Below are 25848 nucleotides of genomic sequence, written 5' to 3' on the forward strand. Positions count from 1 at the left end.
TTGCAATCCGCGTACGACGCGAGGAGACAAGATGATCACGACCTATTCCAAGCGCGCCCTGGCTGCGCTGATGCTGGCGCACTGCGCCGGCATGATCGACCTGGTTGCGCTGCCGGTCTGGGTCGGCACACTGGTGGCGCACTACCACTTCGATCCCCGCCAGGCCGGCCTGCTGGCCTCGTTGTTCCTGGGTGGCGCCGTGTTGGCCAGCGCCTGGCTGGCACCGCGCTTCGATCCGGATACCGCGCGCTGGAAGGCGGCCATCGGCTTTGCGCTTTCGGCGTTGCTGTTCACCACGGCCGCGCAGACCCAGCACTACCTGCTGCTGGCCTTGCTGCATGCGGTGTGCGGTGTCACGACCGGGCTATCCCTGAGTGTCACGCATGGCACCCTCGCGCGGGGCAGCAATCCGCATCGCGGCTTTGCGCTGGTGGGTATCGCGCTGGGCGTGTTCGCCATCGTGTTCCTGGGCAGTGCGCCACCCATCATCGCCAGCCTGGGTGGTCCTGCGCTGTTCTATCTCTTCGCCGGCGTGATGGCCGTGGGCGCGCTGGCCTGTGCCCTGGCTTTTCCGCGTGCCGAGACCGATGGCACGGCGCGCGTCGCCGCTCCCCGTCTTCCCGTACCGCGCCAGGTCTGGTATGGCATTGCGGGCATCGCCTGCATGGGGCTGGTGCAATCGATGACCTTCAGTTTCCTGGAACGTGTCGGCAGTGATCGCGGCTTCGGCCTGCAGGCGGTGACCGGCGTACTCATCGCGCTGGGCTTCGTCAATCTCTTGCCGGCACCGCTGGCGGCCCTGCTGGAAAAGCGCCTGCCCGCCCGCAGCGTGCTGATGGCCGGTCCGCTGGTCCAGGCGCTGCTGGTGGTGGTGATCATGTCGTCTGCGCGCTTCCTGCCCTATGCCGCTGCCGCCTCGGTGTTTGCCGCCGTGATGATCTTTACCCACACCTTCGCCTTCGGCCTCATGGCCCGGCTGGACCGCAGTGGCCGCGCCATGGCTGCCACCCCCGCCATGCTGATGACGGGCGCGGCCATCGGCCCCATCCTCGGCGGCACGCTGGTGCAAGGCTGGAGCTACGCCAGCCTGGGCCCGGTGGCCGTGGTGCTGGGCGTGGCTGCATCGTTCTGTTTCTCGCGGCTGCCGCGCGCAGCTGCCATCCAACCCCAGGAGGCCCTGGCATGACCGCATCCCTGCAGGCGCGTCGCCGACATCGTTTCGTCGACCTGTCCATCTATCTCGAAAACGACGTGCTCTCCGATCCGCCGCCGCTGGCGCCCAAGATCACCTACCAGAAGCATGCCGACACCTTGCCCGAATTCATGGCCATGCTGCCCGGCACCCGGCCCGAGGACTATCCCGATGGCGAGGCGGCAGCGGCCGAATGGGTCACCCTGACCACCCACAACGGCACCCACCTGGATGCACCCTGGCACTTCCATTCCACCCAGGATGCCAAGAATGGCGGTGCACGTCCTTCGATCACCATCGATGAAGTGCCGCTGGAATGGTGTTTCCAGCCGGGTGTGAAGCTGGACTTTCGCCACTTCCCGGATGGCTACGTCGCCAGCGCCGCCGACGTCGAAGCCGAACTCAAGCGCATCGGTCATGTGCTGCAGCCGCTGGACATCGTGGTGGTCAACACCCGCGCCGGTTCGCGCTATGGTCATCGCGACTATCTCGGCGCCGGTTGCGGCATGGGCTATGAAGCCACCATGTACCTGCTCGAACGTGGCGTGCGCCTGACCGGCACCGATGCCTGGAGCTGGGATGCACCGTTTTCCTACACCGCCCAGCGGGTGGCCGAGACCGGCGACAAGTCCCTGATCTGGGAAGGTCACAAGGCCGGTCGCGACATCGGCTACTGCCATCTGGAAAAGCTGCACAACCTGGAAGCCCTGCCACCACACGGTTTCACCATCAGCTGCTTCCCGCACAAGATCCGCGGCGCCAGTGCCGGCTGGACGCGGGCGGTGGCGATCTTTGACGCTTCCTGAAGGAACCCGGATGAATTTTCCTCCCATCTACCGCGTGGTCACCGGCCACGATGCGCAAGGCCATTCCATCGTCAGCAGTGAGGGGCCGCTACCGACGGTGGTGGAAGTGGCCGCCATTCCCGGCACGCTGTTCCATGAAGTCTGGAGCACCGGCGCCACGCCCGTGCCCGTGGACAACGGCCCTGATCCCACCCTGGGCGCTCTGGTGCTCTCGCCCCCGGCGCATGGCACGCGCATGCGCTTCGTCGATATTCCGCCCGACACCGAAGAATTCCTGGCCAGCGCCAGCAGCAGGATGCACGACGCCTTCAGCCAGATCGGCGAAGCCGCTGCCTCCACCGTGCAGGCCGACTCCCCCCATCCACTGATGCACCGGACCGAATCGGTGGACTATGGCATCGTCATCGAAGGAGAGATGACTCTGGTGCTGGAGCGTGGCGAAGTCGACCTCAAGCCCGGCAGCGTGGTCGTGCAGCGTGGCACCAACCATGCCTGGGCCAACCGCTCGGGCAAGCCCTGCCGCATGCTCTTCATTCTGGTGGATGGCCGGTATGACCCGGCCATCGCCGCGCAACTCGGTCGGGGGGATAAGCCATGAAGTTTGCCACCCTGCATGACGGCAGCGCCGATGGCACCCTGGTCCTGGTGGCGCGGGATGGGCGCAGTGCCCTGCCGGTGCCGCAGATCGCTGCCACCCTGATCGATGCCATGGCGCGCTGGGAAGACGTGCGTGCGCCCCTGGAAGCGTGTTACCGGGACCTCAATGAAGCTCAGGTGGAGGGGGCCATCGCCTTCGACCCCCGGCGGTGCATGGCGCCACTGCCGCGCGCGCCGCAATGGCTGGATGCCTCGGCCTTCCTCAATCACGGCAGGCTGATGGAAGAAGCCTTCAAGACGCCCCCGATCCCGCATTTCGATACGGTGCCGGTGATGTACCAGGGCGCCAGTGATGACTTCCTTGGCCCGCATCAGGATGTGCCCCTGTGTTCGGAATCCGAAGGCATCGATTTCGAAGGCGAGTTCGCTGTGATGGTCGGTCCGGTGGCCATGGGCGCCAGCCCGGAACAGGCGCAGCAGGCCGTGCGCCTGGTACTGCAGCTCAACGACTGGAGCCTGCGCGCGCTCGGCCCGCATGAGATGAAGACCGGCTTCGGCTTCCTGCAGGCCAAGCCTTCCACCGCCTTCGCGCCCATCGCGGTCACCCCCGACGAACTGGGCGAGGCATGGCGCGACGGCAGGGTGCAGATGCGCCTGCAGGTGCAATGGAACGGCGTGGACTTCGGCCAGCCACATGGCGGCGAGATGAATTTCTCCTTCGGCGAGCTGATCGCGCATGCCGCCCACAGTCGTCGCCTCACCGCTGGCTGCATCATCGGTTCCGGTACCGTCTCCAATGTGGCGCGCGCGGCTGGCTCAGCCTGCATCGCCGAGCGGCGCGTGATCGAAAAGATCGACCTGGGCGAGATCCGCACCGGTTTCATGCGTTTCGGTGACGAGGTGCGCATGCAGGCCCACTACGCCGACGGCCGCGAAGGTCCCTTCGGTATCCTGCAGCAACGCGTGGTGCGGGCGCCATGAAGGTATTGGTGACCGGTGCCGGCGGCTTCATCGGCGCGACCCTGATGCAACTGCTGCAGCAGGTGGGGCAGATCGGGGCGCAGCGCATCACGCAGCTGGCCGCCATGGATCGGCACTTGCCGCCCACGTCGCCTGATATCGTGCGCATCGAAGGCGAGCTGCAGGACGCTGCGGTGCTGGAGCGCATCGCCCGCTTCGGCGCCGATCTCTGCTTTCACCTGGCCGCTGTGCCCGGCGGGGCGGCCGAGGCGGATCCCGCATTGAGCCGTCGCGTCAACCTGGAGGCCACCCTCGACCTGTTCGAGGTGCTGGCAGCCAGGCCGACAGCGGCCGCTGCGCCGGTGGTGGTGTATGCCAGCACCATCGCCGTCTATGGCACACCCTTGCCCGACCCGGTCACCCCGTCCACGCCCGCGCAGCCGGCACTGGTCTATGGCGCCCACAAGCGCGCCTGCGAAATCCTGCTGGCCGACGCCACGCGTCGTGGCCGGCTCGATGGTCGTTCCTTGCGGCTGCCGGGTATCGTGGCACGCCCCCGCGCCACCTCCGGACTGGTCTCGGCCTTCATGAGCGAACTGCTGCATGCGCTGGCTGGCGGCGCCCCGGTGACGCTACCGGTCGGCCCGCAGGCCACCGCCTGGTGGATGTCGGCGCAGTGTTGTGCGGGGAATCTGCTGCATGCCGCCACCATGGACCCGACGCTGGATATCGAAGCCCATCGCGAACGCTGCTGGGCCTTGCCGGTGCTGCGGCTCTCCATGGGCGAACTGGTGGACACGCTGTCGACGCTGTATGGCGTGGACGGCCATGCGCTGGTGCGCTATGCACCGCAGGAAGGGGTGGAAGCGATCTTCGGCAGATATCCCGTGCTCGATGACCGTAGCGCACGGCAACTGGGACTGAAGGATGATGGCGACGCCCGAACGCTGGTCAGGCGGGCCCTGGCGCCCTATACGCTATAGCTGCTCGTCGCTGCCACAGGGGGCGGTCAGGCCGCCAGTCCCAGTTCGTTGGCGGCTTCCGGCGGGCGCTGCTGCAGCACTTCATCCAGTTCCAGCGCCTTGCTGAACAACCAGCCCTGGGCGTGGATGTCGGGGGCGATGCCGCGAATGAGCTGCAACTGTTCTTCGGTCTCGATGCCTTCGATGACCACCTGCAGATCCAGTTCGCCGGCCAGGCGCAGCAGGTTGGGTACCACCGAACGCAGCGGCGAACCGGTACTCAGCGCACTGGTGAACAGCCGGTCGATCTTGATGCCGTCGAAGCGGGCATAGGAGAGATGCGAGAGGTTGGCGCTGCCCGTACCGAAGTCATCGATCCAGATCGCAAAGCCGGCCCGCCTCAGCAAGTCGATATTGTGGGTGAAGGCGGCCGAGCGGATATCGGCGCGCTCGGTCACCTCCAGGTGCAATTGCCGGCGCAGGGCCGCATGGTTGGCGGTGAGCTCCAGTGCGAAGCGGACGAAGTTGGCGTCTTCGATGTCGGCAACTTCGGTATTGATCGCCAGGATGAGATCGGGATTGGCCAGCAGCAGCGCCTGCATCTCGCGCAATGCGCGCGCGAAGACGACCTTGGCCAGGGCCGTGCAGAGCCGATTCTGCACCGCCAGCGGCACGAAGATCTCGGGGCCGATTTCCGGCTCGTCGGCCGGGCGCCAGCGGGCCAGCGCTTCATAACCCTTCAGGCTCAGATCGTTGATGCAGACGATGGGCTGGTACAGCAGCACGATTTCATCATTGGCAATGCCATGCCGCAACCGGTCCAGCACCCCCTGGTGGCGCCGGCTGCGCAAGTGGAGCAGGCAGGCCAGGGCGCCGGCGACAAAGCTGCCGGCCAGCAGCGCAATGAGGCCCCGCGGATAGAGCGCCGGATACCAGTGCAGGCGCGCCGACGCCTGTGCGCACAGCGCCAGATCGGTATTGCAGTGGGTCACGTCGACACCCGGCAGCAGGCCGATGGCGCCGTCCGGGTTGTAGCGCACGCCCTCGCGCTCGACCAGCACCCGCGTGCCGTCGCCATTGGTGATACGCAGCGAGACATCCTGATAGAAGCGATTGAGATCGAAGGTGGTCGGTGTGGTAAGGGCCAGGCTGCGCTGCAGGCCGACCACGTTGCTGGGGGCGTGAGTGTGCACGATGGCCTGCCCCAGCCAGATCTTGAAGCCGCGGCCGGCCTGGTAAAGCGGCTCCGGCAGCACAAACGGCTGGGCCAACTGGCCCCATAGCGCGGTACAGCGCACCATGCCCTGGTCGACGCGTCCGAGATCGGCCACATAGCTGTTGGCGTAGGCGATATTGCGCAGCACCGCCAGGTCGTCGTCCGAGCACTGCTGGAATGGACTGGCCTCAGCCCGCCGCAGCGCATCCCCCGTTGCGCGTGCTGCGTCTTCGGCGCGCTGCAGGGCCTGCATCGACGAGGCGTCGATGTGGCGCAGCTCCGAAACGGTCAGCGCAAGCTGTGCCAGGACCATCCCGATGAGCATGCCAAGACAGGCCCAGAGCAGGATTTTCCATGCCGATACGCGACGGAAGACTTTGCGATTCATTGATTAAAAAATAACTATTCCTGGCGCAAGCTTAATTTAAATCCGTTATGACTTATTTGGTTTTTTTCGCATGCTGTTGTTTTGAATCGGATTTCGCTTCGATTTCCCGGCCGGCGGTAGGCTCCTGGCCCCCTGCTGATGCGTATCGGACTCAATTCTCGCCATTCCTCCCCCATTTTTCCGTCATTCCCCCGTGATTTCCCCTTTTTGTGACGTCCACGGTGTGGTTCAGGACGTGACCTTCACGGCGCGTCCGATATAGAGGATGGGGCCGGTCGGTCGTCCCGTGGGCGAGCCGGTGCCGGGTTCCAGCGTGATTTCGAAGAGTTGGTCGGCCTGCAGCGGAGGCAGCTTTTCCAGCGCCACCTCCTGCGTCCTGCCGGGCTGGACCAGCCCCAGCGATACCGGTGCGCTCCAGTTGGCGCCTTTGGTCCAGAACTGCAGGGCCTTTTCCTGCGGGATGCTGGCCACGCCCAGGGGGATCAGATTCAGGCGCCCACTGCCACCGGTCTGGACCACCCAGCCCGGGGCCTTGTCCTGGGGCGCGACCAGCACCACCATGTAGGATGGCGCCCGGGCCGGCGGCTCGGCACGCAGTACCAGCAGCGCCAGCAAGACCGAGCAGGTCAGCGCCGCAGCGGTGCTCCAGCGCCAGAAATTGACGTTCTCCCACCATTGTCGCCAGCCGCCCTGGCGGCGCACCGGCGCCGGCATCGGCAGGCTGCGTTCGATCCGCTGCCACAGGCCCGGCGAGGGTTGTTCAGGCGGCGCCAGTGCGGTCAGTGGATGCAGTCTGGCTTCCCAGGCATCGACCGCGGCGCGCAGGGCAGGCTCTTGCGGCAGGCGTCGTTCCACCGCCTGGCGCTGTGCCAGGTCCAGCGTGCCCAGCACATACTGGCCAGCCAGCCATTGCAGTTCGTCGTGTGATTCGTTCATCCGATGCACTCCCGCAGCGCGGCCAGGCCCCGCTTGATCCATGCCTTGACCGATCCCAGCGGCGCCTTGAGGCGTTCGGCGATTTCCGTGTGGGTGCAGCCATCGACATAGGCGTAGACGATGCTGGCGCGCTTGGCATCGCTCAACTGCCCCAGGCAGTCTTCCAGCCGGCCGAGATCGGCCTGCCACTCGGGCGCCTGGACAGCGGGCTCATGGTGGTCGGCCAGTTGTTCCAGATCGTCGCCGGCATTGACCTCGTGCTGCAGGGCGCGCAGGCGGTTCAACGCCGTATGGCGCACCACCGTGAAGATCCAGCCGCGCGCTGCACCCCGCGAGGGGTCGAAGCTGGCGGCGCGGGTCCAGATGTTGAGGAAGGCGTCGTGCAGCACGTCCTCGGCCAGCGCCCGGTCGCGTACGATGCACAGCGCCACGCCCAGCAGATAGCGCCCCTCCTGCTGGTACAGCCTCTGCAATGCCCCGCGCTCACCAGCGGCGCAGGCGAGGAGGGCGGCTTCATGGTCGAAAGCAGGGGCGTCTGTCACGCGAAAGGGTCCGGGCGCTTGTTGCCCGGCCGGAACATCCGGCCGGGATGGCGTCGATTATAGCGACCCCCGTGCCGGCCTTAGTTGGCTTTCCAGAAAATATAATCGGCCTGGTAGCCCACCTTCTGCTTGGCACCGGCCTTGCTCATGTCGCAGGCCTCGGCCGGCGCCACGCCACCCCGGGTGGCGACCCGCTGGATGTAGGTGGTCTGGGTCATCGCACCCATGCCGGTGGCCGGATTGGCCTTCACCAGCTGGTACGGGATATTGCCGGTGCCGGCCGGCGCCACCGCCACCTGGGTCGCGGTCACCTTGGAGCCGTCGCTGCTCTCCCAGGTGGCCGGCGGTCCATAGTAGCGACCGACCTGCATGCCGCTACGGTCCTTCAACACCGCATCCGGGCCGACGAAGGTCCATTCGAACTGGCCGGGCATGTCCTTCTTGGGGCGGCATTCATAGAGGATTTCGCCCGCGCCCACCGTCTGCAGCACCACCTTGTTGCCGGCCGGCACCTTGACGGCGTCGGGCAGGCTGTCCTGCGAATACATGGTCGACATCGGTGCGCAGGCCGCCAGCGTGAGGCTGGCCGCGGCGGCAGCGACGGTGGCGGTCCGGCCCAGGACGGGGCGCAGGGCGGACAGGTGGCGCGAGAAGGGGATGGACGGGATGGAATGTTGCATGATGGGCTCCTGTAAGTTCTTGAAATGGGTCGTACCACGATCAGCTTTTCCTGCTGACATGAGTACTACCCACCAGGCGCCCGAACGGATGCAGTCCCGCGAAAATTTATTTTTTCGGGCGGCTGCAAGCCGTCCTGGATGGATCTCAGCTGCGGGTGGCAATGGCCGGGTAGCCTCCGCTGCCCTCCGGCCAGGGCGTGAGGATTTCATAGCCCTTGGCTGTGACCACCACCATGTGTTCCCATTGCGCCGACAGCGAACCGTCGGCGGTCACCACGGTCCAGCCGTCGTCCAGTTGCTGTGTATGGCGCTTGCCGGCATTCAACATCGGTTCAATGGTGAAGATCATGCCTTCCTTGAGTGGCAGGCCGGCATTGCGTTGGCCGTAGTGCAGCACCTGCGGCTCGTCGTGATAGACGGTGCCGATGCCATGGCCGCAATATTCCCGCACCACGGAAAAGCCATCCCGCTGCGCCACCGTCTGGATGGCATGGCCGACATCGCCCAGCGTGGCGCCCGGGCGCACCGCGCGGATGCCCGCGCACATCGCCTCGTAGGTGGTGTTGACCAGCTTGCGCGCCGTGGCATTGGGCGAACCCACGAAATACATGCGGCTGCAGTCGCCATACCAGCCGTCCTTGATCACGGCCACGTCGATGTTGATGATGTCGCCATCCTTCAGCACCTGGCCACCGGGAATGCCGTGGCAGATCACTTCGTTGACGGAACTGCAGATGGTCTTGGGGAAACCGTGATAACCCACATTGGCCGGCGTGGCCTTCTGCACGTTGACGATATGGTCGTGGCAGATGCGGTCCAGTTCGTCGGTACTCACCCCGGCCCGGACGTGCTCGGCCACGATGTGCAGCACTTCGGCCGCCAGTTGCCCGGCCGCGCGGGCCTGGGCGATTTCTGCGGCGCTGCGCAGCTTCACTTTTCTCATGCTTGTCTGATCTCGGTGTGCCACGCGCTGCGTGGCGGTCGTTCGGCCGTGTATTTTATCCGTCTCGTGCGCCGCCCGCCTCGGGTTTGCGCGATCGTCGGGATTTTTCGACAGGCAACGGATGTTTTCCGCCCCTGGCCTGGCCTGATCCACTTATGGGTAGAATCGATGATCTGGACTTGATCCATCCATTTCACAGATAAACCAGATTTTCCCAACAAGATTCTCACCAGGGGCCGTATGGAACTGAGGCAACTGCGCCAATTCGTGGCGCTGGCGGAAGAAAAGAGTTTTACCCGGGCCGCCTCGCGCTGCCATATCGTGCAATCGGCGCTGTCGTCTTCCATCCGGCTGCTGGAAGAGGAACTGGCCGCACCGCTGTTCGTGCGCACCACGCGCCGGGTCGAACTGACTGCGGCCGGCGAAGCCTTCCTCGATAGCGCCCGGCGCGCATTGGGTGCGCTGGAGCAGGGCGCCACCGATGTGGCCGATGTCAATGCCATGCGACGCGGCCGCCTGTCCATCGGCACGGTGCAGAGCCTGCCTTCCTTCGTCGACCTGCCGGCCGTGCTGGCACGCTTCCATCGTCGTCATCCTGCCGTGGAGGTCCGGCTGTGCCAGGGCGCGGCGGGCGAGTTGAACGAGAAGGTGGCTTCGCGCCAGCTGGACCTGGCCGTCCTGCCCATCGAAGAAAGTGGCGAGGGTCTGCAGAGCCACATCATCGCCTGCGAAGACCTGGTGCTGGCCTGCACCCCGACCCATCGCCTGGCCAAGGCGCGCTCGGTGACACTGGAACAGCTGGCCGGCGAGGATTTCGTCGATTTCGAGACCGGCCTGGGTACGCGGGCCCTGGTGGATCGCGGCTTTGCCGAAGCCGGGTTGCGTCGTCGCCTGGCCTTCGAGGTCAGCGATCTGGTGACCTTGCTGGACCTGGTCGTACACGGACTGGGCGTGGCCCTGTTGCCGCGCGACGTGGTGCGCTCGCGCCGGGGCAAGCTGGCCACGGTCAACCTGCGCGGCGTGGAGCTGTGCTGGGAGCTGGTGGTCACCCACAAGGGTGCCGCCCGCAATGGCGCACCGGTGCTCGACGCAGCACCGGCGGCGTTTCTCGAATTACTGATGGAACAGGCGCGGGAGCAGGGGCGGGCCTGATTCAAGCCTGCAGCGGCCTTGCTTTGAGCGGCCCCAGCAGTGCCTGCTCAGCCAGATCCAGCAGTTCCTCCTGCTCCTGCGTTGCGTGCATGGTCCGGGCGATTGCGCCAGAGGCCCGCGCCACTTCTCCTGACTCCAGCAACTTCGCCAGTGCGTGCTGCATGTGCCTGGCCGACAGGCGTCTTGCCTTCAGCACCGTGCCTACTCCCATGCGCTGTACCCGATAGCCATTGTCAAACTGGTCGTAGGCGAATGGCACCACCAGTTGCGGGATGCCTGCGCGCATCGCCGCTGCGGTTGTACCGATGCCACCGTGATGCACGATGGCAGCTACCCGCGGCAGCAGGGCATCGAATGCCACATAGGGTTGCCACATTACATCGTCGGGAAGGGGCAGCGGCAAATGGCCAGGATGAGCCGTCACCAACAGGGCCCGCTTGCCCAGCGCTCGGGCGGCAGCCAGCGCGCTCTTGAAGAACTGCTGCGCATGCTGGTGTCCGGAGCCCGGAGTGAACACGATGGGGGCCGCGCCGGCGTCGAGAAAGTGCAGCAGTTCCGGGGGCAGGGTCTGCGGCGTCAGCGACGGCAACGGTGCTGGCGGGAAGTGTCCGGCCAGAAAAGGTTGCGGCCAGTCCGGCTGAACCGCGCCGAACCATGGTGGAAATAGCCCCAGCGAGGCGTCCGGGGCATGCAGGACGTGCTCGAAGAAATGCGGTATGGGTCCCAGGCCTACTCTGGCACGGGCGGCATTCAGACTGGGCAGGGCAGCCGGGTCGACCAGCCAGGGATGCACCAGGGACCAGGCCCACTGGCGCCAGGACAGCGGTACCCACGCCGGCAGCCGTAGCGAACCCAGGGCCAGCATATCGTGGCTGCTGCATAGGTTGGAGGGCGCCATATAGGTGACCACGATGCGAAGATCCGGCCGCAAGGCACGTGCCATGGCCGCTGCCGGAACCAGCAGAGGGTGACTCAGCACGACGCAGGGATCGGCTGCCGGCAGGCGGGCGATGAGCTGGTGCAGGCAGTCGAGATGGGGCGCTGCGGATTCGCAGATGACCCGCCAACCCTTGCGCTCATCCCACAGGTCAGGGTTGCCGAGCACCGCCTGGAATTCCTCATGGCTACCCAGTCCGAGGTAGTCCAGTCCGGCCTCTGCAAAGATCCTTTCGTGAAAACGCGGCACCACCATCAGGACACGATGCCCACGCGCCTGCAGGCCGCGCCCCAGGGTGAGGTAGGGCAGCATGTCACCGGTGGTGCCGGTGGTGGCAAGGATCAGCAGGGGGCCGTGTGCAGCCTGGGTCATCGCCATTTTCCGATCAGGCGATCATTCATTGGCTGGTCCAGACCGCCAGTTCATAACCATCCAGGTCGCTGAAATGGAAGCGTCTGCCGCCCGGGAAGGAGAAGGTAGGGCGGGTGATGGTGGCGCCGGCTGCCAGCAAGCGGCCCTGGATGGCATCCAGGTCGTCGCCGTAGAGGATCACCAGCGGGCCGCCCGGACGCACCGCTTCGCCGGTGGTGAAGCCGCCCTTGAGGCGACCGTCGCTGAATTCGGTGTAGGTCGGGCCGTAGTCGGTGAAGGTCCAGCCGAATACGTTGCCGTAGAAAGTCTTGCTGCGGGCGATGTCGGTGACATTGAATTCGATGTTGTCGATCCTTAGTGCAGCAGGGGTGGGGCTCATGGTTTGCGTCATCCTGATTCAGTGGCAATCGGTAGGCCGGTAAGGCGGGCAGCACATCGCGATGGTGCCCCGCGCCAGCCGGCAGGGACCGCCACCTTAGCATGCCGGCCGGGCAGCCCCTCAGATGAAACGCCGTACCGCCTTGCCGCCGAACAGTGCGACCACCACCATCACCAGCGATACGCCCACGAAGCTCACCCGCAAGCCCAGATGTTCGGCTACGCCACCGATGAAGACCGGCCCCAGCAGCATGCCCACATAGGCGAAGCGCGCCACGGCGGCAATGCTCTCGGCGGCCGCCATGCCCGGTACCCGGGCCGCAGCCAGGAAGAAGATCGGCATCAGGTTGGCAATGCCCAGGCCCGCCAGCAGCAGCCCGGCCATGGTGGCCAGGGGTACCGGCCAGCCCGCCGCCAGGGCGATACCGGCGGCACCGGCCGCACCGCTCCAGGCCAGGGTGCGCAGGCCGCCGATGCGGGCACGGATGCGGTCGCCGGTCAGCCGTCCGGCCGCCATGCCGGTGGAAAACGCCGCATAGCTGTAGCTGACCCAGGCCGCCGGCGACTGCGCCACGTCGCGCATATACACCGCCGCCCAGTCATACATGCCGCCTTCGCATACCAGCGCCAGGAAGGCGATGCCACCCAGCACCAGTACCATGCGGCGCGCCCGGCCATCGGTTCCGCTGGCGCCGCCGGCCTCGTCATGCACGGCGTCGGGCAGGGCGAAGGGGCCGATGGACAAGGCCACCGCCAGCGTGCCGGCCCCGACCAGCGCCGCATGGGCCAGCGGCGACAGCCCGGGCAGGGCGCCCAGCGCCGAGCCGGCGATGCCGCCGATACTGAACATGGCGTGCAGGGTGGACATGATGGGCCGCGTGCGCTGGCCCTCCACCAGTGCGGCCTGTACCGACATGGCCACATCGAAGGCGGCCATGGCGCTGCCGAACACCAGCAGCAGCGCCACCAGCATCCAGAACTGCGGTGCCAGCGGGATCAGCAACAGCGTGGCCGCATACAGGATGCCGACCTGGCGCAGGGCACGGGCGCTACCGACGCGCGCGATCCACTTGCCGGACTGGCCCATGGTCAGCAGCGCGCCCCCGGCCACGGCCAGCATGGCCAGCGACAGTACCGCGTCGGACAGCGCGAAACGCTCCTTCACCGAGGGAATCAGCACGCCCCAGGTGGCGAAAGTGGCGCCGTTGACGAAGAACTGCGCCATCGTGGCGCGGGTGGCGTTACGGCTGCGGACGGATTCGGCAGGGGAAGTGGAGCGGGGAGAGGTGCCGGGCGTCATGAAGAACCTGCAGGAAAAATCAAAAAGCGTGACTTTGCCAGTATTTGATTCATCTGTTAAATGGAATATTCAGATCAACTCCATCGATCAGACAGATGAATCTGCCCACCCATGCCAGCCGATGTCATCCGGTCGGCAGGCGGACGACCGGAAAAAAGCCCGGCCAGCTTGCGCCGGACCGGGCTGAGGGACTACCGAGGAGGAGGGTTTGGCTTGTTACCACTCGGCAAAGCTGCCGTCCTTGTGGCGCCAGATCGGGTTGCGCCAGCGGTGGCCGACTTCGGCACGCTGACGGACATATTCTTCGTTGATCTCGATGCCCAGGCCCGGGCCTTGCGGGATCTTGACGTAGCCGTCTTCATAGGCGAACACGTTCTTGTCGCGGATGTAGTCCAGCAAGTCGTTGCTTTCGTTGTAATGGATGCCCAGGCTCTGTTCCTGGATGAAGGCGTTGTAGCTGCCGGCGTCCACCTGCAGGCAGGAGGCCAGGGCGATCGGGCCCAGCGGGCAGTGCAGCGCCAGCGCCACGTCGTAGGCCTCGGCCATCATGGCGATCTTGCGGGTCTCGGTGATGCCGCCGGCGTGCGAGACGTCGGGCTGGATGATGTCCACGTAACCCTCGGAGAGGATGCGCTTGAAGTCCCAGCGCGAATACAGGCGTTCACCCAGGGCGATCGGGGTCGAGGTCAGGTGGGCGATTTCCTTGAGGGCCTCGTAGTTCTCCGACAGCACCGGCTCTTCGATGAACATCAGCTTGTACGGCTCCAGTTCCTTGATCAATACCTTGGCCATGGGCTTGTGTACGCGGCCGTGGAAGTCCACACCGATGCCCACGTTGGGGCCGACCGCTTCGCGCACGGCCTGGACGTTGGCCAGGGTCAGTTCGATCTTGTCTTGGCTGTCGATGAATTGCAGTTCTTCGGTACCGTTCATCTTCACGGCGGTGAAGCCGCGTGCCACCGCATTCTTGGCCGCTGCAGCGGTATCGGCCGGGCGGTCGCCGCCGATCCAGGAATACACGCGGATGGAGTCACGCACCGCGCCACCCAGCAACTGGTGTACCGGTACGCCCAGGGCCTTGCCCTTGATATCCCACAGGGCCTGGTCGATGCCGGCCAGGGCGCTCATGTGGATGGCGCCGCCACGGTAGAAACCACCGCGATAGAGCACCGTCCAGTGGTCTTCGATATTGCGCGGGTCCTTGCCGATCAGGTAGTCGGCCAGTTCGTCCACGGCGGCCGAGACGCTATGGGCGCGACCTTCGACGATGGGCTCGCCCCAGCCGACGATGCCTTCGTCAGTCTCGATCTTGAGGAAGCACCAGCGCGGCGGCACGATGAAGGTAGTGATCTTGGTGATTTTCATTGTTCTGTCCGGTTATGCGTTTAATCTGTTCAGGTGAAAAATGATCGGCGTGCGATCGGTTGCAGCGATGAATGTCCTGGGCCGGCAGGCGCGCTCTCAGCCCAGCGCTTTCCATGCCGCCACGAAGGCGACGGCGCGCTGGCGCACTTCCTCGGCCGACAGGCCCGGGGTGTACAGGGCCGAGCCCAGGCCGAAGCCCGATGCACCGGCTGCGCGGAACACCGCCATGCCCTCGGGCGTGATGCCGCCCACCGGCAGCAGCGCGATGTCGCGCGAGATGACGGCACGCCAGGCCTTGACCACCTGGGGGCCGAGCTGTTCGGCCGGGAACATCTTGAGGACGTCGGCACCGTTGTCCAGGGCGGCAAAGGCCTCGGTCACGGTGGCCACACCCGGTGCGCTGTAGAGGCCGGCATCGCGGGCTGCGCGGATGACGGCGCCATCGCTGTGGGGCATGACGATCAGTTCGCCACCGGCATCCTTGACCTGCTGTACCTGCGCGGGCTTGAGGACCGTGCCGGCGCCGACGATGCAGTCGGCCGGCAGGCTCTTGCGCAGGGCGCTGATGCTCACCAGCGGGTCGGGCGAATTGAGCGGTACTTCGATGATGCGAAAGCCGCTGTCATAGAGGGCCGCGCCGATGGCTTCGGCCTCGGCGTTGCGCACGCCGCGCAGGATGGCGATCATGCCGGTGTTGCGCAGGGCGTCGTTAAATCGTTGGGTCTGGAGTTGCATGTTTTCTTCCGTGATGCGGTTGATGGTGGCGACCTTGGCCTCAGGCGACCAGTCCGGCGTGGCGCGCCAGTACCCACAGGCCGACTTCGGTGGCAGCCTCGGCCTGGCTGACCGGTCCCAGACCGAACAGGTCCAGTGCCAGCTGGTAGCGGCGGCACAGACCGGCGTCACCGATCAGGACGATGGCCGGCGCTTGGACCGGGTACAGGGTTTTCAGGGCGGCCAGTTCATGGCCGATCAACAGGCCCGACAGGTAGTCCGGCTGTGCCTCGGCCGCCAGTTCGCCGGTCAGCCCGAGGGTGCGGCTGCTGAAGATGTTGGAGAGCACACCGCTCTTGCCTTCCGGCCCCAGCGCCACGCGCGCCCCACGCAGGAAGGCGGCATCATCGGCGGCATCGGGCTTGTGCATGGTGCGACCGAGGATGGTGTGGGCGCACAGGGCGCCGTAGACCTCGCCGGTCATGAAGGTATCGAAATGCTCGATGCGGCCATCGACCACGCGCACCCACTTCGAATGGGTGCCAGGCAGGCCGATCAGCAACTCGCGCTCATGGCGTGTCTGCAGGGCGCCGATGACCTGGGTTTCCTCGCCGCGCATCACGTTGGGTAGGGTCGAGGCCTGCAGCAGGCCCGGCACGATCCACAGCGGACGGCCCAGGCCGGTATCGACCTCGGTCAGCTTGCTGCCGATCAGGTCGGGCGAAAGCGGCACGTTCAGGTAGGCGGCTTCGCGCCAGCCCTGCTTGCTGCCGACCATGCCGGCGGCAATCAGCGGCGCCTGCGGTGCAGCCTCCAGCCAGTCGCCGCAGGCGGCTTGCAGCGCGACGCGGTAGGGCGCGTGCGCGTCCTCGCCATGCTCCACGGCGGGCAGGTTCATGATGCCCCAGGGATGGGCGCGGCGCTCGATCACCTGGCCGTTGCGGTCGAAGCGGTAGCAGCGCAGCGAGGAGGTCCCCCAATCGAGGGCGATCAGGGCGCAGTCTGTTTGGATGTCTTGGTGGGTCGTCATGTTCGGTGCCGGGCGTCAGCGCGCCAGGCTGGTATGGTTCGTTTCGCTGCGTGCCTGTTCCTGGGCAATGTCGCAGACCGTGAAGCGGGTCAGCAGCACCATGTCTTCGCCCGGGGCCAGCGCGATCAGGCCGGGCTGGTTGGGCTGGTGGAAGGCATCGATGGGATGGGTCACCGGCTCCAGGCAGAAATACGGCAGGCCATTGGGCCGGAACATCAGCACGTAACCGCTGCGGTCAGTGGTGTGCATCTGCAGGCGCAGGCCGCGGGTGGGGTCTTCGATCATGGCCAGGCCGTCCCAGCCCTCGAAGCAGTTGTCTATCAGGCCGCCCTGCAACAGCGCCGGGCGGTTGTAGTCCCAGCCAGCCGGCAACTGGCGGCTGAAACCGGTGGGGATGCGATCAGGTCCTGACAGCCATACGCCGCGTGCACGGAACTGCAGACGGGTGTGGGCGTCGTGCAGGAAGTAGGGATGCAGGCCCAGGCCATAGGGCAGGGTCTCTTCGCCGGTGTTGGTGACCCGCAGTTCGATCTCCAGTGCATTCTCGCGCAGCGTCAGCACCTGGCGCGCCTGATAGACATAGGGATTACCGTCGCAGCGCGCCGAGTCCAGGGTCAGGGTCATGCGGTCCTCGCTCTGGGCCACGATGCTCCAGGCCTGGCGCCAGCTGTCGCCATGGATGGGAAAGGGTTCGCCAGCGCGGTTGGGCTGCAGCGGGTAATGCTTGCCATCGAAATCGAAACCGCCGCCGGTGATGCGGTTGGACCAGGGCAGCAGCGGGAAGCAGGCCGTCGCGTAGAGGGCCGCCGGATCGGCGCTCCAGGGGCGCAGCAGCGGCAGCCACTTGCGCTCGCGCTGCCATTCCCACCCGGCCAATGCCCCGCCCAGCGCGGGGAGCACGTGCAGACGCTGACGCCCTGATTGCAGGGTATGGATTTCCGGCAGCCCCTTGGAGCCTGCGCGGTTGGCATCGGTTGCTCGGGATGGCATGGTGTCTCGTATCTTGTTATGGAGTGCGGCGCGCATCAGCGTTGCGGTGGTGCGGCGTCCCGTCGTGGGGACAGCGAAGTCGTCGGCAGGAAGAAGGAGTGGGCTCACGTGGATTCGCGCTCGGTCTTCAGGCTTGCGCTTCTAAAAAAATCTGGCTGATCCTATCACCGCCCTCCGATAGGGAATAATGAAAAAAACATCGCAAACGATATCAAAATTGCGCGGCGCTTGCTGCCCGCCGGAGCATTCGCCGGCATGCGCCGGCGCGGTGCAGCGGTAGGCCAATTTTCCCCAACGATGTGCGAAACGGTATCGAAAAACATTAAAAATTCATTGGATACCTATTGGTCGCTTGCCTAATATGGAGCGCGAATCAGGGACTTCACGGCCTTCAGGGAGTACAGGGTCGTCCAGGATTTCAGCCGCACCGCGCCGCTTCCCGACTTCATACTTATAAATCAAACGCATTCCGGCGCAGCGCAACCCACGCATACAACAAAGGGAAGTCCACAATTCCCTGCCAACGGAGACTGACAATGAACTCGAAAAGAAGAGCGCTTCTGGGCGCAGCCATTTGCATGAGCCTGGGTAGCAGCGCCATGAGCCTTCCGGCTTTCGCTGCCGACAAACCGCTGACCATGGGCTTTTCCCAGGTGGGCGCCGAGAGTGAATGGCGCACCGCCAATACCGTATCCATCAAGGATGCTGCCAAGCAGGCCGGCGTCAATCTCAAATTCGCGGACGCCCAGCAGAAGCAGGAAAACCAGGTCAAGGCGATCCGCTCTTTCATCGCGCAAAAGGTCGACGTGATCGCCTTCTCGCCGGTGGTGGAATCGGGTTGGGAAACCGTGCTGCGTGAAGCCAAGGCCGCCAAGATCCCGGTCATCCTGACCGACCGTGCCGTCAACGTCACCGACAAGTCGCTGTATGTGACCTTCATCGGTTCGGACTTCGTCGAAGAAGGCCGCCGCGCCGGTCGCTGGCTGCTGGAGAAGGCCAAGTCCATGCCGGCCGGTGACATCAATATCGTCGAACTGCAGGGCACCGTCGGCTCGGCCCCGGCGATCGATCGCAAGACCGGCTTCGAGGAAGTCATCAAGGGTGAACCGCGCCTGAAGATCATCCGCTCGCAGACCGGCGACTTCACCCGCGCCAAGGGCAAGGAAGTGATGGAAGCCTTCCTCAAGGCCGAGGGCAAGAAGATCAACGTGCTCTACGCCCACAACGACGACATGGCCATCGGCGCCATCCAGGCCATCGAAGAGGCCGGCATGAAGCCGGGCAAGGACATCATCATCATCTCCATCGACGGCGTGAAGGGTGCCTTCGAAGCCATGATGGCCGGCAAGCTCAATGTGACCGTGGAATGCAGTCCGCTGCTGGGTCCGCAACTGATGCAGATCGCCAAGGACATCAAGGCCGGCAAGGAAGTGCCCAAGCGCATCACCACCGAGGAAAGCGTCTTCCCGGCCGAAGTGGCGGCCAAGGAATTCCCGAACCGCAAGTATTGAGATCGGCATGAAGGCGACACACCCGCCCTGGGCTTCAGGGCGGGTGTGTTGCTGGTCGGGCGGGTCGGACCTGGTGCGCATGCTGGCACAGGAGGTGTTGCGATGGTTTTGATGGAGTTGCGATGACGATGTCTGTCGGGGCGCAGGCGCGTCCCATGCTGGAATTGAGTGGTGTACACAAGGCATTCGCGGGCGTGAAGGCGCTCACCGATGTCGGCTTGCGGCTGTTCCCGGGGGAAGTGCATACCCTGATGGGACAGAACGGCGCAGGCAAGTCCACGCTGATCAAGGTGTTGACGGGTGTGCATGAGCCCGATCAGGGCAAGATCGAACTGGATGGCCGCGCCATTGCGCCGGCCTCCACGCTGGAGGCCCAGGCGCTGGGCATCAGCACGGTCTACCAGGAAGTCAATCTGTGTCCCAATCTGTCGGTGGCCGAGAATATCTTCATCGGCCGCTATCCCAAGCGCTTCGGTCGGATCGACTGGAAAAGCGTCCATGCACAAGCCCGGCTGCTGCTGCAGCAGCAATTGCAGATCGATATCGATGTGGCGGCCCAGTTGTCGTCCTATCCGCTGGCGATCCAGCAGATGGTGGCGATTTCGCGTGCCCTGTCGGTATCGGCCAAGGTGCTGATCCTGGATGAGCCCACCTCCAGCCTGGACGAGGCCGAGGTGCAGCAACTGTTCAAGGTGCTGCGGCGCCTGCGCGAGCAGGGCATGGCGATTCTCTTCGTGACCCATTTCCTGGACCAGACCTACGAGATTTCGGACCGCATCACGGTACTGCGCAATGGGGTACGCGAAGGCGAATACCTGGTCGCCGACCTGTCGCGTCTGGAGCTGGTCAACAAGATGGTGGGCGTGACCGCAGTCGATCATCGCAAGGTCGAAGCCGGTGCCGAGGCCCTGGCCTCGGGGCTGTCGGCCGATGCGGCAGAGCAGGGCGAAGTCTTCCTGCAGGCCGACGGGTTCGGTCGGCGTGGCGTATTGGCGCCGCAGGACCTGGAATTGCGGCGCGGCGAAGTATATGGCCTGTGCGGCCTGCTGGGCTCGGGACGGACCGAGATGGCGCGTCTGCTGTTTGGCGCCGACCGCGCCGATAGCGGCCAACTGCGCATCGAAGGTCGCGCCGTCAAACTCAATGTGCCGCGCGATGCGATTGCGGCCGGCATCGGCTTCTGTTCCGAGGACCGCAAGAAGGAAGGCGCGATCCTGGAGCTGTCGGTGCGCGAAAACATCATCCTGGCGCTGCAGGCAAGGCAGGGCCTGTTCCGCGTGCTGCCGCGCAAGCGCCAGAACCAGATCGCCAGCGACTACGTCAAGTGGCTGGGCATCAAGACCGCCGACCTGGAAACTCCAATCGGCCTGCTGTCCGGCGGCAACCAGCAGAAGGCCTTGCTGGCGCGCTGGCTGGCGACCGACCCGGGCATGCTGATCCTGGATGAACCCACGCGCGGCATCGATGTGCGGGCCAAGCAGGAGATCATGGATTTCGTCATCGCCATGTGCCGCAAGGGCATGGCCATTCTTTTCATTTCCTCGGAGATTCCCGAGGTCCTGCGCTGCAGCGACCGCATGCTGGTGCTGCGCGACCGTCGTGCCTGTGGAGAATACCGTCGCGGTGAACTCGACGAGCAGTCGGTCCTGCAGGTCATCGCGGGAGAGGCCGCATGAGTGCTTCCATGGATTCCAAACTGATTCCCGATGCCGCCACCCACGCTGGCGGCGCGGGCTGGACGGCGCTCTTGCGCCACCCGCTGGTACGCCCGTTGGCAGCACTGGCATTGCTGTTGCTGATCGATTTCCTGCTGGTGCCGGGCTTCTTCAGGCTGGAGATCAAGGATGGCCACCTGTATGGCGCGCTGATCGATATCGTCAACCGTGCCGCGCCGCTGATGCTGGCGGCGCTGGGCATGACCCTGGTCATCGCCACGCGTGGCGTGGATATCTCGGTGGGCGCGGTGGTGGCCATTTCCGGCGCGGTCGCAGCGATCCTGATCGGCGGCAAGATGGTGGTGGTCAATGGTGTGCCGGAGTATGTCAGCAATGTACCGATGGTGTGGGCCCTGGCCGCAGCCATGGGCGCAGCATTGCTGTGTGGCGCCTGGAACGGCGTGCTGGTGGCGGGGCTGGGACTGCAGCCCATCATCGCCACGCTGATCCTGATGGTGGCCGGGCGCGGACTGGCGCAGCTGCTCACCGATGGTCAGATCGTGACGGTCTACTACAAGCCCTTCTTCTTCCTCGGCGGTGGTTACCTGTTCGGCCTGCCGTTCTCGCTCTTCATCGCCCTGGGCATGTTCCTGCTGCTGGCGCTGCTGATGAAGAAGACCGCCCTGGGCCTGTTCATCGAATCGGTCGGCATCAATCCGGTGGCTTCGCGCCTGGCCGGCATCCGCACGGCGGCGCTGATCTTCTTCGTCTATATGTTCTGCAGCGCCTGCGCCGGGTTGGCGGGCCTGATGATCGCCTCCAACATCAAGAGCGCCGACGCCAACAATGCCGGCCTGCTGCTGGAGCTCGATGCCATCCTGGCCGTCACCCTGGGCGGTACCTCCCTGGCCGGAGGCAAGTTCAGCCTGGTGGGCAGCGTCATCGGTGCGCTCATCATCCAGACCCTGACCTATACGATCTATTCGCTGGGGGTGCCGCCCGAGGTCAACATGGTGGTCAAGTCCATCGTGGTGTTCCTGGTCTGCCTGTCGCAGTCGCCGCAATTCCGTCGCATGTTGAGGATGTCCAGATCATGATGCTCGTTTCTTCCTTGCGGCGCGCTTCCCATGCGCCGTGGTTTACCTCCATGGTGACCGTGGTGTTGCTGGTGATCATGCTGCTTGCAGGGGCAGCAGGGTACGACGGTTTCCTGTCGCCGCAGGTGATGCTGAACCTGCTCATCGACAATGCCTTCCTGCTGGTGGTGGCCATCGGCATGAGCTTTGTCATCCTCTCCGGCGGCATCGACCTGTCGGTCGGTTCGGTGCTGGCGCTGACCACCATGGTGGCGGCCTTCCTGCTGCAGCACTGGCACTGGCCGCCGCTGCTGGTAATGGTCACGGTGCTGCTGATGGGCGCAGGCTTCGGCGCGGCCATGGGTGCGATGATCCACTACTTCAAGCTGCAGGCTTTCATCGTGACGCTGGCCGGCATGTTCTTGGCACGCGGCCTGTGCTACCTCATCAGTATCGATTCCATCACCATCGACGATCCCTTCTTCACGGCGATGTCACAGACGCGCATCGAGTTCGCCGGCCTGTTCATCTCGCCCAGCGTGGTGATCGCACTGATCGTGCTGGCCATGGCCATCTGGATGGCGCATGGCACGCGCTTCGGCCGTGCCGTCTATGCCATCGGCGGCAGCGAAAGCTCGGCCATGCTGATGGGCTTGCCGGTGGCGCGCACCAAGGTCTTGGTGTATGCCTTCAGCGGCTTCTGCGCATCGGTGGGTGGTCTGCTGTTTTCGTTCTACATGCTGTCGGGCTATGGCCTGCATGCGCAGGGCGTGGAACTGGACGCGATTGCGGCCGTGGTCATCGGCGGCACCCTGCTCACCGGCGGCTACGGTTATGTGGCCGGCACGCTCACCGGCGTGCTCATCCTTGGCGTGATCCAGACCCTCATTGCCTTCGATGGCAGCCTCAGTTCCTGGTGGACCAAGATCTTCATCGGCGCACTGCTTTTCGTCTTTTGCGTGGCTCAACGCATCATTTCCCTGGGTGCCCTGCGCGGCAAACCGGCCGGATCGGCGAAAGCCGCGCCAGTCGGGGCTTCGGCGGGATTTTCTAAGCTTAGTTAAGATAACTTTACATAGAGGGAGTTATACCGAAAAACATATCCATTACGCTCAAAAAATCATTAGAAATGTATTGGTAAAGCAATTAATGTAGAGCCCGCAAAACAGTTGCTCTGCATGACATTCATCAGAAATCGCGGCGCTGTTTTAGAAATAACTACAACACGCCATTCCATAAATAGAGACTGGAGACTCGAAGCATGAAAATCAAATCGGTATTGACCGGGATCGCACTCGGCCTGGGCGTGACCCTCATGTCCATCAGCGCACAGGTGAGCGCACAGAGCAAGTCGCTGGTCGGCGTGGCCATGCCCACCAAGTCCTCGGCACGCTGGATCGCCGACGGCAACAACATGGTCAAGGTCCTCAAGGAAAAGGGCTACCAGACCGACCTGCAATACGCGGAAGACGACATCCCCAACCAGCTGTCCCAGATCGAGAACATGCTGACCAAGGGCGCCAAGGTGCTGGTGATCGCCGCCATCGACGGCACCACCCTGACCGACGTGCTGCAGAAGGCGGCCGACAAGGGCGTCAAGGTCATCGCCTATGACCGCCTGATCCGTGGTTCCAAGAACGTCGACTACTACGCCACCTTCGACAACTTCCAGGTCGGCGTGCTGCAGGCACAGTCGCTGGAAAAGGCCCTGGGCCTGAAGGAAGGCAAGGGTCCGTTCAACATCGAACTGTTCGGCGGTTCCTCGGACGACAACAATGCCTTCTTCTTCTACAACGGCGCCATGTCGGTCCTGAAGCCCTACATCGACAGCGGCAAGCTGGTGGTGCGCTCCAAGCAGATGGGCATGGACAAGGTCGCGACCCTGCGCTGGGATCCGGCTACCGCCCAGGCCCGTATGGATAACCTGCTGTCGGCCTTCTACACCAACGCCAAGGTCAACGCCGTGCTGTCGCCGTATGACGGCCTGTCCATCGGCATCCTGTCCTCGCTGCGCGGCGTGGGCTACGGTTCGCCGCAACAACCCTTCCCCTACGTCTCGGGTCAGGATGCGGAAGTGCCTTCGGTCAAGTCCATCATCCGCGGTGAGCAGTACTCCACCATCTTCAAGGACACCCGCGAACTGGCCAAGGTCACCGTGGGCATGGTCGATGCCGTCCTGGGTGGCAAGCAGCCCCAGATCAACGACACCAAGACCTACAACAACGGTGTGAAGGTCGTTCCGTCCTACCTGTTGAAGCCGGTCGTGGTCGACAAGTCGAACTGGAAGGAAATCCTGGTCGGCAGCGGTTACTACACCGAAGCCCAGCTGAAGTAAGCACTACCCGGGCGGCATCGATGGCATCTGCTCTGCGCCGCCCGCTGAATCTTTCGCAGTACGCATACACACAAGATCAGCATAGTCCCGCCCTGTGCGGGACTAATACTTTCAGGAAGATGTGCTTGCACCAAAGCAATGCACACGAGATAAAAACTCCGGCTTGGCAGAGCGTCGCAAGACCGGCAGAAGAGAGGTCAGCATCATGAGCAACATTCTGGAAATGCGCGGCATCGAGAAGAGCTTCCCGGGTGTGAAGGCGTTGAACAACGTCAACCTGGCGGTGCGCGAAGGCGAGATCCATGCCATCGTCGGCGAGAACGGCGCCGGCAAGTCCACGCTGATGAAGGTGCTCTCGGGCGTGTACCCGCACGGTAGCTACTCGGGCGACATCGTCTACAAGGGGGAGGTGCGTGCCTTCAAGGATATCCGCGACAGCGAACACCTGGGCATCATCATCATCCACCAGGAGCTGGCACTGGTGCCGCTGCTGTCGGTGATGGAAAACCTGTTCCTCGGCAACGAGCAGGCCAGTGGCGGCGTGATCGACTGGGAGCAGTCCTATGTGCGCGCCAAGGCACTGCTGGCCAAGGTCGGCCTGAAGGAATCGCCCCAGACGCAGGTCGGTGACCTGGGCGTGGGCAAGCAGCAGCTGATCGAGATCGCCAAGGCGCTCTCCAAGGAAGTCAAGCTGCTGATCCTCGATGAACCGACCGCCAGCCTCAACGAAAGCGACTCCGATGCGCTGCTGGAATTGCTGCTGGAACTGAAGCGCCAGGGCATCGCCTCGATCCTGATTTCGCACAAGCTCAACGAAATTTCCAAGGTGGCCGATTCCATCACCGTGCTGCGCGACGGCACCACGGTCGATACCTTCGACTGCCGCGCTGAACCCATCAGCGAAGACCGCATCATCCAGCACATGGTCGGCCGCGAGATGGCCGACCGCTATCCCCAGCGTGATCCGCAGATCGGCGACGTGATCTTCGAAGTGCGCGACTGGCGTGTGCACCATCCGCTGCACAGCGACCGCCTGGCCATCAAGGACGTCAACATGACGGTACGCGCCGGCGAGATCGTCGGCATCGCCGGCCTGATGGGTGCTGGCCGTACCGAACTGGCCAAGAGCATCTTCGGCCGCGCCTACGGCAAGAAGATCAGTGGCAAGGTCTTCCTGCATGGCAAGGAAGCAGACCTGTCCACCATCCAGAAGGCCATCGACAAGGGCATCGCCTATGTCACGGAAGACCGCAAGGGCGACGGCCTGGTGCTGGAAGAAGACATCAAGAAGAACATCTCGCTGGCCAACCTGGGTGGCGTTTCCGAGCGTACCGTCATCGACGAGGCGCGCGAGTACAAGATTGCCGCCGACTTCAAGGCGCAGATGCGCATCCGCTGTTCCAGCGTGCTGCAGAAGGTGGTCAACCTCTCCGGCGGCAACCAGCAGAAGGTGGTGCTGTCGAAGTGGCTGTTCTCGCAACCCGAAGTGCTGATCCTGGACGAACCCACGCGCGGCATCGATGTGGGCGCCAAGTTCGAGATCTACAACATCATCAGCAAGCTGGCTGCCGAGGGCAAGTGCATCATCATGATCTCCTCGGAGATGCCGGAACTGCTGGGCATGTGCGACCGCATCTACGTCATGAACGAAGGCCAGTTCGTGGGCCATCTGCCCAAGGCCGAGGCCAGCCAGGAAAACATCATGCGCGCCATCATGCGCAACAAGCGCATCGACGATTCCGGCCTGTCCCAGGCCGCCTGAAACCCTGACACCAAGCCGGAGCCAAACCGGCGGCAACTATCATAAAGAC

25 protein-coding genes are annotated in these 25848 nt (G+C 64.4%); 13 read left to right on the plus strand and 12 right to left on the minus strand.

What is annotated here, in order from left to right; translation table 11 throughout:
* Positions 1–31 precede the first annotated feature (31 nt).
* The 5 genes from HBH1_RS12650 to HBH1_RS12670 are packed head-to-tail and all read left to right on the plus strand — an operon-like array spanning position 32 to position 4538.
* Complete coding sequence (locus tag HBH1_RS12650) at positions 32–1186, plus strand: MFS transporter (protein ID WP_102663036.1); 1155 nt, start codon at positions 32–34, stop codon at positions 1184–1186.
* Positions 1183–1998, plus strand: a complete 816-nt coding sequence (locus HBH1_RS12655; RefSeq protein ID WP_006713100.1) for a cyclase family protein — start codon at positions 1183–1185, stop codon at positions 1996–1998. The genes HBH1_RS12650 and HBH1_RS12655 overlap by 4 nt, the downstream gene beginning before the upstream one ends.
* Before the next feature lie 10 nt (positions 1999–2008).
* Positions 2009–2596 (plus strand): cupin domain-containing protein, encoded by a 588-nt coding sequence (locus HBH1_RS12660; RefSeq protein WP_102663037.1) that lies wholly within the window; start codon positions 2009–2011, stop codon positions 2594–2596.
* Positions 2593–3576, plus strand: a complete 984-nt coding sequence (locus tag HBH1_RS12665) for a fumarylacetoacetate hydrolase family protein (RefSeq protein ID WP_102663038.1) — start codon at positions 2593–2595, stop codon at positions 3574–3576. The genes HBH1_RS12660 and HBH1_RS12665 overlap by 4 nt, the downstream gene beginning before the upstream one ends.
* Complete coding sequence (locus HBH1_RS12670; protein ID WP_102663039.1) at positions 3573–4538, plus strand: NAD-dependent epimerase/dehydratase family protein; 966 nt, start codon at positions 3573–3575, stop codon at positions 4536–4538. Before HBH1_RS12665 ends, HBH1_RS12670 begins: the two co-directional genes overlap by 4 nt.
* A gap of 26 nt (positions 4539–4564) precedes the next feature.
* Here the strand turns inward: HBH1_RS12670 and HBH1_RS12675 are convergent, their stop codons facing one another.
* From HBH1_RS12675 to map, 5 genes are all read right to left on the minus strand, one after another.
* Complete coding sequence (locus HBH1_RS12675) at positions 4565–6121, minus strand: EAL domain-containing protein (protein WP_233207597.1); 1557 nt, start codon at positions 6119–6121, stop codon at positions 4565–4567.
* A gap of 228 nt (positions 6122–6349) precedes the next feature.
* Positions 6350–7057, minus strand: a complete 708-nt coding sequence (locus tag HBH1_RS12680) for an anti-sigma factor (protein WP_102663041.1) — start codon at positions 7055–7057, stop codon at positions 6350–6352.
* Positions 7054–7599 (minus strand): sigma-70 family RNA polymerase sigma factor, encoded by a 546-nt coding sequence (locus tag HBH1_RS12685; RefSeq protein ID WP_102663042.1) that lies wholly within the window; start codon positions 7597–7599, stop codon positions 7054–7056. Before HBH1_RS12685 ends, HBH1_RS12680 begins: the two co-directional genes overlap by 4 nt.
* A gap of 80 nt (positions 7600–7679) precedes the next feature.
* Entirely contained in the window at positions 7680–8156 is a 477-nt protein-coding gene (locus HBH1_RS12690) for a DUF3455 domain-containing protein (protein WP_233207608.1), read from the minus strand.
* Positions 8157–8424: 268 nt separating this feature from the next.
* The gene (gene map / locus HBH1_RS12695; protein WP_102663043.1) at positions 8425–9222 is read right to left on the minus strand and encodes a type I methionyl aminopeptidase; all 798 of its coding nucleotides are present in this window, start codon (positions 9220–9222) and stop codon (positions 8425–8427) included.
* A 240-nt stretch (positions 9223–9462) separates the two neighbouring features.
* On the opposite strand from map, the gene HBH1_RS12700 reads away from it, so the two are divergent.
* Complete coding sequence (locus HBH1_RS12700; RefSeq protein WP_006713087.1) at positions 9463–10374, plus strand: LysR family transcriptional regulator; 912 nt, start codon at positions 9463–9465, stop codon at positions 10372–10374.
* 1 nt (position 10375) lies between these two features.
* Here HBH1_RS12700 and HBH1_RS12705 read toward each other — a convergent pair whose 3' ends face one another.
* From HBH1_RS12705 to HBH1_RS12715, 3 genes are all read right to left on the minus strand, one after another.
* Positions 10376–11683, minus strand: coding sequence for a glycosyltransferase (locus tag HBH1_RS12705; protein WP_102663044.1), 1308 nt, complete (start codon positions 11681–11683; stop codon positions 10376–10378).
* A 25-nt stretch (positions 11684–11708) separates the two neighbouring features.
* Complete coding sequence (locus HBH1_RS12710; protein WP_102663181.1) at positions 11709–12062, minus strand: VOC family protein; 354 nt, start codon at positions 12060–12062, stop codon at positions 11709–11711.
* A 120-nt stretch (positions 12063–12182) separates the two neighbouring features.
* Complete coding sequence (locus HBH1_RS12715) at positions 12183–13361, minus strand: MFS transporter (protein ID WP_102663045.1); 1179 nt, start codon at positions 13359–13361, stop codon at positions 12183–12185.
* On the opposite strand from HBH1_RS12715, the gene HBH1_RS24910 reads away from it, so the two are divergent.
* Positions 13360–13548 carry a hypothetical protein gene (locus HBH1_RS24910; protein WP_146012852.1) on the plus strand — a complete coding sequence of 63 codons (189 nt, stop codon included), beginning with the start codon at positions 13360–13362 and terminating at the stop codon, positions 13546–13548. The two genes, HBH1_RS12715 and HBH1_RS24910, sit on opposite strands and share 2 nt — an antisense overlap.
* A 29-nt stretch (positions 13549–13577) precedes the next feature.
* Here HBH1_RS24910 and dgoD read toward each other — a convergent pair whose 3' ends face one another.
* From dgoD to HBH1_RS12735, 4 genes are all read right to left on the minus strand, one after another.
* The gene (dgoD, locus tag HBH1_RS12720) at positions 13578–14726 is read right to left on the minus strand and encodes a galactonate dehydratase (protein ID WP_102663046.1); all 1149 of its coding nucleotides are present in this window, start codon (positions 14724–14726) and stop codon (positions 13578–13580) included.
* Positions 14727–14822: 96 nt separating this feature from the next.
* Positions 14823–15461: a 2-dehydro-3-deoxy-6-phosphogalactonate aldolase gene (locus HBH1_RS12725; protein ID WP_199181578.1), complete on the minus strand. Its 639-nt coding sequence runs from the start codon at positions 15459–15461 to the stop codon at positions 14823–14825.
* Between the two features lie 40 nt (positions 15462–15501).
* Entirely contained in the window at positions 15502–16470 is a 969-nt protein-coding gene (locus HBH1_RS12730; RefSeq protein WP_102663047.1) for a 2-dehydro-3-deoxygalactonokinase, read from the minus strand.
* Positions 16471–16485: 15 nt separating this feature from the next.
* Positions 16486–17460, minus strand: a complete 975-nt coding sequence (locus HBH1_RS12735; RefSeq protein WP_102663048.1) for an aldose 1-epimerase — start codon at positions 17458–17460, stop codon at positions 16486–16488.
* Between the two features lie 536 nt (positions 17461–17996).
* Here HBH1_RS12735 and HBH1_RS12740 point away from each other — a divergent pair.
* The 6 genes from HBH1_RS12740 to mmsA all read left to right on the plus strand — a co-directional run bounded on the left by HBH1_RS12740 (position 17997) and on the right by mmsA (position 25799).
* Entirely contained in the window at positions 17997–18971 is a 975-nt protein-coding gene (locus HBH1_RS12740) for an ABC transporter substrate-binding protein (protein WP_039876531.1), read from the plus strand.
* 122 nt (positions 18972–19093) lie between these two features.
* A complete protein-coding gene (locus tag HBH1_RS12745) occupies positions 19094–20647 on the plus strand; it encodes a sugar ABC transporter ATP-binding protein (protein WP_102663049.1) in 1554 nt (517 codons plus the stop codon).
* An 8-nt stretch (positions 20648–20655) separates the two neighbouring features.
* Complete coding sequence (locus HBH1_RS12750) at positions 20656–21723, plus strand: ABC transporter permease (protein ID WP_369878618.1); 1068 nt, start codon at positions 20656–20658, stop codon at positions 21721–21723.
* On the plus strand, positions 21720–22766 hold the full coding sequence (gene yjfF, locus HBH1_RS12755; protein WP_102663051.1) for a galactofuranose ABC transporter, permease protein YjfF: 1047 nt from the start codon (positions 21720–21722) through the stop codon (positions 22764–22766). The genes HBH1_RS12750 and yjfF overlap by 4 nt, the downstream gene beginning before the upstream one ends.
* Positions 22767–22963: 197 nt before the next feature.
* Positions 22964–24037 carry a multiple monosaccharide ABC transporter substrate-binding protein gene (chvE, locus tag HBH1_RS12760; RefSeq protein ID WP_006713070.1) on the plus strand — a complete coding sequence of 358 codons (1074 nt, stop codon included), beginning with the start codon at positions 22964–22966 and terminating at the stop codon, positions 24035–24037.
* Between the two features lie 205 nt (positions 24038–24242).
* Entirely contained in the window at positions 24243–25799 is a 1557-nt protein-coding gene (gene mmsA, locus HBH1_RS12765; protein WP_102663052.1) for a multiple monosaccharide ABC transporter ATP-binding protein, read from the plus strand.
* Positions 25800–25848: the final 49 nt, after the last annotated feature.

This window comes from Herbaspirillum sp. BH-1 (assembly GCF_002870055.1).
Taxonomy (GTDB): Bacteria; Pseudomonadota; Gammaproteobacteria; order Burkholderiales; family Burkholderiaceae_D; genus Herbaspirillum; species Herbaspirillum frisingense.